Origin of the sequence: Bradyrhizobium sp. i1.15.2 (assembly GCF_040548425.1) — a bacterium.
In the GTDB taxonomy this organism is placed as follows: domain Bacteria; phylum Pseudomonadota; class Alphaproteobacteria; order Rhizobiales; family Xanthobacteraceae; genus Bradyrhizobium; species Bradyrhizobium canariense.
Map to the genome: position 1 here is coordinate 21,452 of NZ_JBEPRQ010000047.1, position 7,782 is coordinate 29,233.

A 7,782-nucleotide genomic window follows, 5' to 3' on the forward strand; every position below is an offset into this window, starting at 1 on the left:
CGAGACACATGAATATCTCAGTGACGCACCATCAATATAGCCGCCAAAACTGGATGACGTTGCTTGCCAAAGCACCGATTGCAGAACTGGACCGTCACTGGGCGGCGGTCGCTCGGCCAAAATTCCAGTGGATACGGCGTCCCGAATGTGGTGCAGCGATGCTGCGGGGGGCCGTCGGGCGCACCGGCACTGTGTTCAATATCGGCGAGGCGACTGTGACGCGCTGTACGCTCCAGATCGAGACTGGCGAGATTGGCATTGGCTACGTGCTCGGCCGCAACAAGCGCCACGCGGCACTCGCCGCCGTGTTCGATGGACTGATGCAGCGCGACCAAGCTACCGGGGCGGGCGAGATCGGCCCGATCATTGCCGCGATTGATCGCTGCGTGCGCCAAGCAGAGCGGGCGATCCGGCGCGAGGCCCAACGGAGCAAGGTCGATTTCTTCATGCTGGGCCAGGGAGACATGGCGAATGACGGCTGATCTGATCCCGCCTGCATTCCGCGATCCCGTTCACGATGCGCAGTCAGCTTTCCGCCGACTGCTGACAGCGCTGTCGCGGCCCGGCACACCGGTTTCGTTTCCCGGCCCCGCCCAGCCGCCTCAGCCGATGAGCGGGCCGCTCGCCGCTATCGCGCTCACGCTCATCGACCCCGATTGTTCGATCTGGCTCGACCCGGCGCTCTCGCGGGATTCGGTGCGGCGCTATCTCCATTTCCATACAAACGCGCCACAAGTCAGTGATCCGAGAATTGCGACCTGTGCGCTGATCGGCGATGTTGGCCGGATGCCGGGATTGGGCAGCTTCCATCCGGGTGTGGCTACCTATCCTGACCGTTCGACGACGCTTCTGCTGCAAGTGCCTTCGCTCGCCGGCGGGCCCGTCGTGCGTCTTTCCGGGCCCGGAATCGAGACCACGACCAGCTTCGCGCCTCGTGGCCTGCCGGACTGGTTTTGGCCGTCCTGGCGCGAGAATGCCGCTCGCTATCCGCTCGGCGTCGACATATTCCTCACCGACGACCTCGCCGTTGTCGGCCTGCCGCGCTCCACAAAAGCCGAGGAACCATGATCACCTCGATCAAGGGTGGCGAAGCCGCCATCGCTGCTTCGCACCGTCTCCTCGCCAAGCGCCGCCGTGGCAATCCGGCGATTGCCGACCTCGGCGTCGACCAGATCCGCGAGCAATTGTCACTCGCCGTCGACCGAGTCATGAGCGAGGGCTCGCTCTACGACCCGGACTTGGCGGCGCTGGCGATCAAGCAGTCCGAGGGCGACCTCACCGAGGCGGTCTACCTGTTGCGCGCTTTCCGGACCACGCTCACCCGGTTCGGCTACGCCGAACCGGTCGACCCCGCGGCGATGGTGGTACGCCGACGCATCGCGACAACCCACAAGGACGTGCCGGGCGGCCAACTCCTCGGGCCGACTTATGACTATACCCAGCGGATCCTTGATATCGCTCTTTTGCGAGCAAGCAGCGACGATCTTTCCGATCTCGCAGGCGAAGGTGAAAGTCGGTATGAAAAGGAAGCCGAAGACGACGCTCCAGAGCGGGGACCCCATTCAGCGGCTCATGCTTTGACAAAAGATTGCGGCGTCCTCGCGCTGGCCGATATCGTCGAGGACGCCCGCCCTGACGGGCAGTCGAAGGTTGCCGACATTACCCGCGATCCGGTGGAGTTTCCCTCCACACGGGACCAGCGGCTGCAGAGCTTGGCCCGCGGGGATGAGGGTTTCCTGATGGGCCTCTGCTATTCCACGATGCGTGGCTACGGGCGTAACCATCCGTTTGTTGCCGAACTACGCTGCGGTGACGTTGGGATTGTCCTGACCATTCCTGAGCTCAACATACCTGTTGGCATTGGGACGATCTGCCTTACCGAATGCCAAACCGTGCATCTGACGACCAGTGACGGTGCGCTGCCGCCTCGCTACACGCGCGGTTACGGCCTCGTCTTTGGCCATAGTGAACGCAAAGCGCTCTCGATGGCCATCCTCGACAGGTCGCTGCGGTCCGCCGAACTGGGTGAGACGGCTGCTTACCCGGGACAAGACGACGAATTTGTCCTCTCTCATTGCGATAGCGTGGCGGCATCCGGGTTGGTGCAGCACCTAAAGCTGCCCCACTACGTCGATTTCCAAGCCGAGATGCAGCTGCTCGGCCAGATGCGCGCGGACCATGCGGAACGACATGCAAACCCCAGCCTAAAACCCACTCCCGGGCCAGACATGATCGCGGAGGCTCTCAGTGGAGACTGACTTCACATTCGACGACAGCAGTGTCTACAGTTTTGCCTATCTCGACGAGATGACGAAACGAATGATTCGGCGTGCGATCCTGAAGGCGGTGGCCGTGCCTGGCTATCAAGTGCCGTTCGGCAGCCGTGAAATGCCGCTTCCCCCGGGTTGGGGCACTGGCGGACTCCAGGTTACCGCGAGCATCCTTGGCCGGGACGATGTGCTAAAGGTAATTGATCAAGGCGCGGACGACACTACCAACGCCGTCTCGATTCGCCGCTTCTTCGCCCATGTCGCCGATGTTGCTACGACCGAGCGTACTGGCGACGCAACGGTGATTCAGACGCGTCATCGTATTCCTGAGCGGGCGCTCACCGAGGACCAGATCATCGTCTTCCAGGTGCCGCAGCCCGAAGCGTTGCGGCGATTCATTCCGCATGAGGCCGTCGCGCGGAAAATCCACGCTTTCGGCCGCTACGGCATTATGTATGTCCGGCTGTATGAAGATATTTCTCGGCTTGGCCATGTTGCGATGTCGGCTGATTATCCGGTTATGGTGAATGGACGCTATCTCGCCTCGCCATCGCCGATCCCGAAATTCGACAATCCGAAGCTTCACCGCAGCCGCGCGCTGGCCCTCTTCGGCGCGGGCCGCGAGCGGCGTATCCATGCGATCCCACCTTTCACCGATGTCAAAAGTCTCGATTTTGCTGACCATCCTTTCACAGTGCAACACTTCGAGGCGTGCTGCTCACTTTGCGGCGCGCAGGACAGCTATCTCGACGAGATCCTCCTCGATGATCGCGGCACCCGGGCCTTTGTTTGCTCGGACACCGCCTATTGCGCCGAGCGGCGCGACGAAAGGACCGCATCATGAAACCGAAGGTGAGGGAAATTCTTCGGGTGAAGCACCTGTCCAAGACCTTTGGGCGCGTTCCGGCTTGCAGCGCGGTATCGTTCTCGCTGCGTCAGGGCGAGGTTCTCGGCATTGTCGGAGAGAGCGGCTCGGGCAAGTCGACGCTGCTCCGCTGTCTTGCGGGCTGCATCGAGCCGGATGATGGCAAAGTGCTGATTGCCTCCGATGACCACGTCGTCGATCTCTGGGCGATGGACGAAGCCTCGCGCGAGCAATTCCTGCCAACGACGATTTCACTCATTCACCAGAACCCGCGCGACGGATTGCGCATTGATATCAGCGCCGGCGGCAATATCGCAGAGCCTCTGATGGCCGCCAGCGGCCGCCACTACGGCTCCTTACGCGCGACGGCACTGGAATGGCTTGATAAGGTCGATATCGAGGGTCGGCGCATCGACGACCTGCCCGAAATCTTCTCCGGCGGCATGCAGCAGCGGCTGCAGATCGCCCGGGGACTCGCTACCCACCCTCGCCTCGTGCTGATGGACGAGCCGACCGGTGGCCTCGATGTCTCGGTCCAGGCAAAGCTCCTTGACCTGCTGCGCAGCCTTGTCCGCGAACTTGGTATCGCCGTCGTTGTCGTCACTCACGATATCGGCGTTGCGCGTCTGCTCGCTGATCGGTTGATGGTGATGCAGTGCGGTCGAGTGATCGAGGAGGGACTCACCGACCAAGTGCTCGATGATCCTCACCACCCATATACGCAACTGCTCGTCTCCTCCATCCTGCAGGTCTAAGGAAAGGCCGGTCATGACCATCCTCCTCAGCGTCGGCGGCCTTTGCAAGACCTTCACGCTTCATACTCAGGGCGGCGCAGAGATCGCCGTTTTCGACGACGTCTCACTCGAGGTCCGCGCAGGAGAGTGCGTCTGCCTACACGGGCCGTCCGGGGCGGGCAAGTCGACGTTGCTGCGCTCGTTGTATGCCAATTACAAGCCGGACGCCGGGCACGTCGTCGTGCAACACGGAGACGACTCCATCGACCTCGTCGACGCCGAGCCTTGGGAAGTGATCGAGGTGCGGCGCCGCACAATCGGCTATGTCAGCCAATTCCTACGCGTCATCCCCCGCGTCGCCACCATTGACATCGTCACCGAGCCAGCGATCGCCATTGGTATTCCAGCAGATGCATCACATGCCAAGGCGGAGGCGCTGCTTGCCCGCCTCAACATCACCAAGCGACTCTGGTCGCTGGCGCCCGCCACCTTCTCGGGGGGCGAACAGCAGCGCGTCAACATCGCACGAGGCTTCATGGTCAACTACCCGGTCCTGCTTCTCGATGAGCCGACAGCCTCGCTCGACGGCGCCAACCGCCAGAGTGTGGTCGAGCTGATCAACGAGGCTAAGGCCCGTGGAGCCGCCATTGTCGGCATTTTCCATGATGAGGAAGTGCGCGAGGCTGTGGCCGACCGCCTGTTCAAAGTGGGCCAGTCGTCCGTTTGTAAGTCTCGGCGCAACGTGACAGCAGTGGAACCTGTCGCATAATGCCCGAACCGTCCTCGCCCCACTAGGCGATCTACTACACACCGGCTCCGGAACACCCGCTGACGGTAACAGCGAGAACGTGGCTTGGGCGCGACGCCTTTGCGGATGCTCGCCCGTGGCGTCGGCTGGACTCGAGGCTGCTACTACGAACCAAATTCGCGGTGCTCTTACCACTGCGCTCCGCCGCTCCGGCTTCCACGCGACGCTCAAGGCGCCGTTCCAGCTGAAGGAGGGGTATTCCGTCGAGGAATTGGTGCGGTCGCTCCGCGTTCGTGACAGCTTGGCCTTCATGCCGATCGGTCCTCCGAAAATCGATCTGCTGGGTGGCGTCTTTGCGCTAATTCCTGTGAACCCGACTTCCACGTTGCAGGGCGTTGCCTCTTGCATCGTCGAAGAGTTCGACTGTTTCGAGCGCCGGCGAGTCCGGACGAGTTTCAACGATGTTTGTGCAGTCCGCTCAACGAGGTCGAGACGACCCATCTTGTGCGATGGGGCTACCCGTACGTTTTCGATCACTTCCGCTTCCACATGACCCTGACCGATTTCGTTCTCGCCAAGAGCCAGCCTGAAGTGCGGCGGGAGTTGGATACGGTCTTCGGGACCTTGCTCTCCGAAGACTACAGCATCAATGCTCTTTCCCTCTTTGTTCAGATACATTCGGGCGCGGACTTTGTCGTCCGGTCGCAATCTACCTTGAGGAGCCGCAGCCTCCTCAAGGAGGCGGTATGAGATCATGACCTCCGCCGGGCGCCGGGGTCGAGCATGGCTGTGCGGCGAGCACGACAGAAGCGCCTGCTCGATCGTCGGCTGGCCACCGCCACAGGTGGTGGTGAACTGCGAGACAGTCCGGTGCCGATGCCGACGGCACCGCCAGAATGAAGAAGGCGATCACGACCAGGAGCCAGGACACCATCAGCACCGCAACTGCAAAGAAGCTGGCGAAGCCCATCATCTGGCTTGCGGTGTCCAGCAGTGGGTGCCGCGCGTCGAGACCGACCTGCGCGAGCCGGCCGGGCCCCAGGAAATCGGCTGTCAGATGGAGGAGCCGCCGGCCTTCAGGCCAAGGCCGGCGAAGCTCTTGAACATGACGCCCGAGAAGGTGTTGAGGGCGAAGAGTCCGATGTAGAGCGTCTTCTTCACCAGCCGCTGGAGGATGCCTTCGTCGGCGCCCCACGCCCAGAACGGCCGGCCAAGGTGATGTCGATGACGATCAGCGTCGAGGCGAGAGAAGTGATCTCGCCTTGGATCAGGCCGAAGCCTGAATCGATATAGGTCGTGAAGGTGTTGAGGAAGGTGTCGATGACGCCGACATTGTGCATCGTTATCTCCCTCCGCAGCGTTCGTCGTCGAGGGTGTGGCTGGCGCGGCCTGTTGCGGCACGGGCCGCGCCGGCCTGCCTAACAAGCGCGCGCGGTTCTCGTCCCAGACCGCCTGGCAATGCGGATCTTCGGCATCCTGGGGGCCAAGCGCGCGGCAGCGGCGCAGCTCGGCCGAGAGATCGTCGGGCGTGGAGACAGCAGGAGCGTCGGATCTAGGTTGTGGCGCGGGACTGCGATGGATGGCGGACACCCACTTCCGCCTGCCGCCGGCACACCGCAAGCACATGAAGTCAACCAACATGCTGGAGCGGCTCAACGAGGAGATCAGGCGACGCACCTATGTGGTGCGTATCTTCCCCCATGGCGAGAGCTGTCTACGGCTCGTCCGTGCGTTGACCGTCGAATCGCCATGAGCCTTGGCTCGATGACCGTCGCTAGCTGAACATGGATCTGTTGAAGGACCACAAGAAGGAGGCGTTACGCCAGGCGGCCTGACGATGCTCGAGCCCCAAAGGGATGGACGCCACCCCTCTCCGCCGCCGTCGCTCGCCTGCTGCGCTTCTGGGTGAGGCGAGCGACGGCGGCTCGGAGGGGATGGCTCGGCCGGATCCCATGATCGATTTTACTGAACTTGACGCACAGAACTCTCTTCAGTCGCGGGGTTCGGCTGGATATGTCTGCGGCGAATTTGGGTACGCCTGACCTCCTTGCTTAGGGCCTTGGCTTACTGATGGGCCTTAGTGGCAAACCCAGGCCCGCAGCTTGCAGTCCTCATCGCCGGTCTCATTGCATCCGGCCACCGCACCTTGCTGCGATAGCTCCTCTTCAATTTCACCAAATGGGTGGGACCACCACGCACGTCCCAGCCCGCGTCCATTGCCTGTGGCAACGGCGGCGCAAGCGTTGTTTTCGTAAGCTTCGATTTGGCAATCCGAGCCGCCGTTGCGGCGACAGTCGAGCAGGGCCCATCGTTTAGCGCCCCTTTGTGATCTACACCCGTGCGAGACACCGACCACGTCATCTGGTTTAGAGTACGCGATGGCCCCGGAGCCGGCGAACGCGGTAGTGTTTGAAATGAACAGCGCGAGGACGCCGATTGTTAGTTTACGCATTCACTTTCTCCATTTGGATTTGAGCATCGCACCGATTGGCGCCTATTGCCCTACGGCGAGATACAGCAAGGGCCGTGCCAGCGCTCCTCGCGCGCACTAAGCGCCTGATTGTGCTTTGAAACAGTTCGCGATACGCAAACGGCGCACCGTGTTTTGAATCTCACAGCTTTGTGCACCGCCGTCAGAAAGCCGACAAGGATCGAGGGGCTGACGCATCCGGACCTTGCCCCACGGACTTGATCCGGGTTGAAGGCAATTCCTTTTTGGCAATGCGCGCGGCGCCTGGGAGACTTGCGGCGGGCTACCGCCAACAGCTGCAAGAGGATTTCACGGTCTCGCCCCGCTTACAGCAAAGCAGGGTACAGACTCAATTGAGCCAATATGCGACGAGAGCGGCGAGCTGAACAGCGGCCAAGAAATTCCGGGCGAGCTTGTCGTATCATGTGGCGATGCGGCGGAAGTCCTTGAGCCGGCAAAAGCAGCGTTCGATGACATTTCGGCCTCCGTAGGCGCGTTTGTTGAAATGATGAATGACGACACGGTTGGATTTATTGGGAATGACGGGCTTGGCGCCGCGACCAGCGATTTCGGCCGAAGGTTGTCGCCGTCGTACCCTTTGTGCGGATTCCGGGGATTGCGGCCAGGGATTCCGATTGAACGCGACCATGCATTCCGATCGAAGGCGGCCACCTGTTCCGACGAAGGCGGCCGGA

Annotated in this window: 7 protein-coding genes and 5 pseudogenes; 8 read left to right on the forward strand and 4 right to left on the reverse strand. The window is 61.8% G+C overall.

Translation table 11 applies throughout. The annotated features are described in order from the left end of the window. Positions 1-8 precede the first annotated feature (8 nt). From phnG to ABIB80_RS37875, 7 genes and pseudogenes are all read left to right on the forward strand, one after another. Complete coding sequence (gene phnG, locus ABIB80_RS37845) at positions 9-482, forward strand: phosphonate C-P lyase system protein PhnG (RefSeq protein WP_354129473.1); 474 nt, start codon at positions 9-11, stop codon at positions 480-482. Next, the gene (gene phnH, locus ABIB80_RS37850; RefSeq protein WP_354129474.1) at positions 472-1,068 is read left to right on the forward strand and encodes a phosphonate C-P lyase system protein PhnH; all 597 of its coding nucleotides are present in this window, start codon (positions 472-474) and stop codon (positions 1,066-1,068) included. Before phnG ends, phnH begins: the two co-directional genes overlap by 11 nt. Next, on the forward strand, positions 1,065-2,258 hold the full coding sequence (locus ABIB80_RS37855; protein WP_354129475.1) for a carbon-phosphorus lyase complex subunit: 1,194 nt from the start codon (positions 1,065-1,067) through the stop codon (positions 2,256-2,258). The genes phnH and ABIB80_RS37855 overlap by 4 nt, the downstream gene beginning before the upstream one ends. After that, complete coding sequence (locus ABIB80_RS37860; RefSeq protein ID WP_502918777.1) at positions 2,248-3,114, forward strand: alpha-D-ribose 1-methylphosphonate 5-phosphate C-P-lyase PhnJ; 867 nt, start codon at positions 2,248-2,250, stop codon at positions 3,112-3,114. The genes ABIB80_RS37855 and ABIB80_RS37860 overlap by 11 nt, the downstream gene beginning before the upstream one ends. Further along, the gene (phnK, locus tag ABIB80_RS37865) at positions 3,111-3,890 is read left to right on the forward strand and encodes a phosphonate C-P lyase system protein PhnK (RefSeq protein WP_354129476.1); all 780 of its coding nucleotides are present in this window, start codon (positions 3,111-3,113) and stop codon (positions 3,888-3,890) included. The genes ABIB80_RS37860 and phnK overlap by 4 nt, the downstream gene beginning before the upstream one ends. Before the next feature lie 13 nt (positions 3,891-3,903). Continuing rightward, positions 3,904-4,638, forward strand: coding sequence for a phosphonate C-P lyase system protein PhnL (gene phnL / locus ABIB80_RS37870; RefSeq protein WP_354129477.1), 735 nt, complete (start codon positions 3,904-3,906; stop codon positions 4,636-4,638). A 253-nt stretch (positions 4,639-4,891) separates the two neighbouring features. Then, positions 4,892-5,367: pseudogene (locus ABIB80_RS37875) on the forward strand (DUF1045 domain-containing protein). A gap of 136 nt (positions 5,368-5,503) precedes the next feature. On the opposite strand, the pseudogene ABIB80_RS37880 reads toward ABIB80_RS37875, so the two are convergent. Together ABIB80_RS37880 and trbK-alt are read right to left on the reverse strand one after the other, a co-directional pair. Next, positions 5,504-5,957 (reverse strand): annotated as a pseudogene (locus ABIB80_RS37880) (type IV secretion system protein); the annotation flags it as partial. 97 nt (positions 5,958-6,054) lie between these two features. Beyond that, positions 6,055-6,258, reverse strand: a pseudogene (gene trbK-alt, locus ABIB80_RS37885) (putative entry exclusion protein TrbK-alt); the annotation flags it as partial. Between trbK-alt and ABIB80_RS37890 the strand changes: the two are divergent. After that, positions 6,206-6,395, forward strand: a pseudogene (locus tag ABIB80_RS37890) (transposase); the annotation flags it as partial. The pseudogenes trbK-alt and ABIB80_RS37890 overlap by 53 nt on opposite strands. 299 nt (positions 6,396-6,694) lie before the next feature. On the opposite strand, the gene ABIB80_RS37895 reads toward ABIB80_RS37890, so the two are convergent. Beyond that, entirely contained in the window at positions 6,695-7,069 is a 375-nt protein-coding gene (locus ABIB80_RS37895) for a DUF4189 domain-containing protein (protein ID WP_354129478.1), read from the reverse strand. A 367-nt stretch (positions 7,070-7,436) separates the two neighbouring features. Next, positions 7,437-7,687, reverse strand: a pseudogene (locus tag ABIB80_RS37900) (transposase); the annotation flags it as partial. Positions 7,688-7,782: the final 95 nt, after the last annotated feature.

What these genes read in the sequence shown, in the direction of transcription:
- phnK (WP_354129476.1), top strand. Translation starts at nt 3,111, where the DNA reads ATGAAACCGAAGGTGAGGGAAATTCTTCGGGTGAAGCACCTGTCCAAG.
- phnG (WP_354129473.1), top strand. Translation starts at nt 9, where the DNA reads ATGAATATCTCAGTGACGCACCATCAATATAGCCGCCAAAACTGGATG.
- phnL (WP_354129477.1), top strand. Translation starts at nt 3,904, where the DNA reads ATGACCATCCTCCTCAGCGTCGGCGGCCTTTGCAAGACCTTCACGCTT.
- ABIB80_RS37855 (WP_354129475.1), top strand. Translation starts at nt 1,065, where the DNA reads ATGATCACCTCGATCAAGGGTGGCGAAGCCGCCATCGCTGCTTCGCAC.
- phnH (WP_354129474.1), top strand. Translation starts at nt 472, where the DNA reads ATGACGGCTGATCTGATCCCGCCTGCATTCCGCGATCCCGTTCACGAT.
- ABIB80_RS37895 (WP_354129478.1), bottom strand. Translation starts at nt 7,069, where the DNA reads ATGCGTAAACTAACAATCGGCGTCCTCGCGCTGTTCATTTCAAACACT.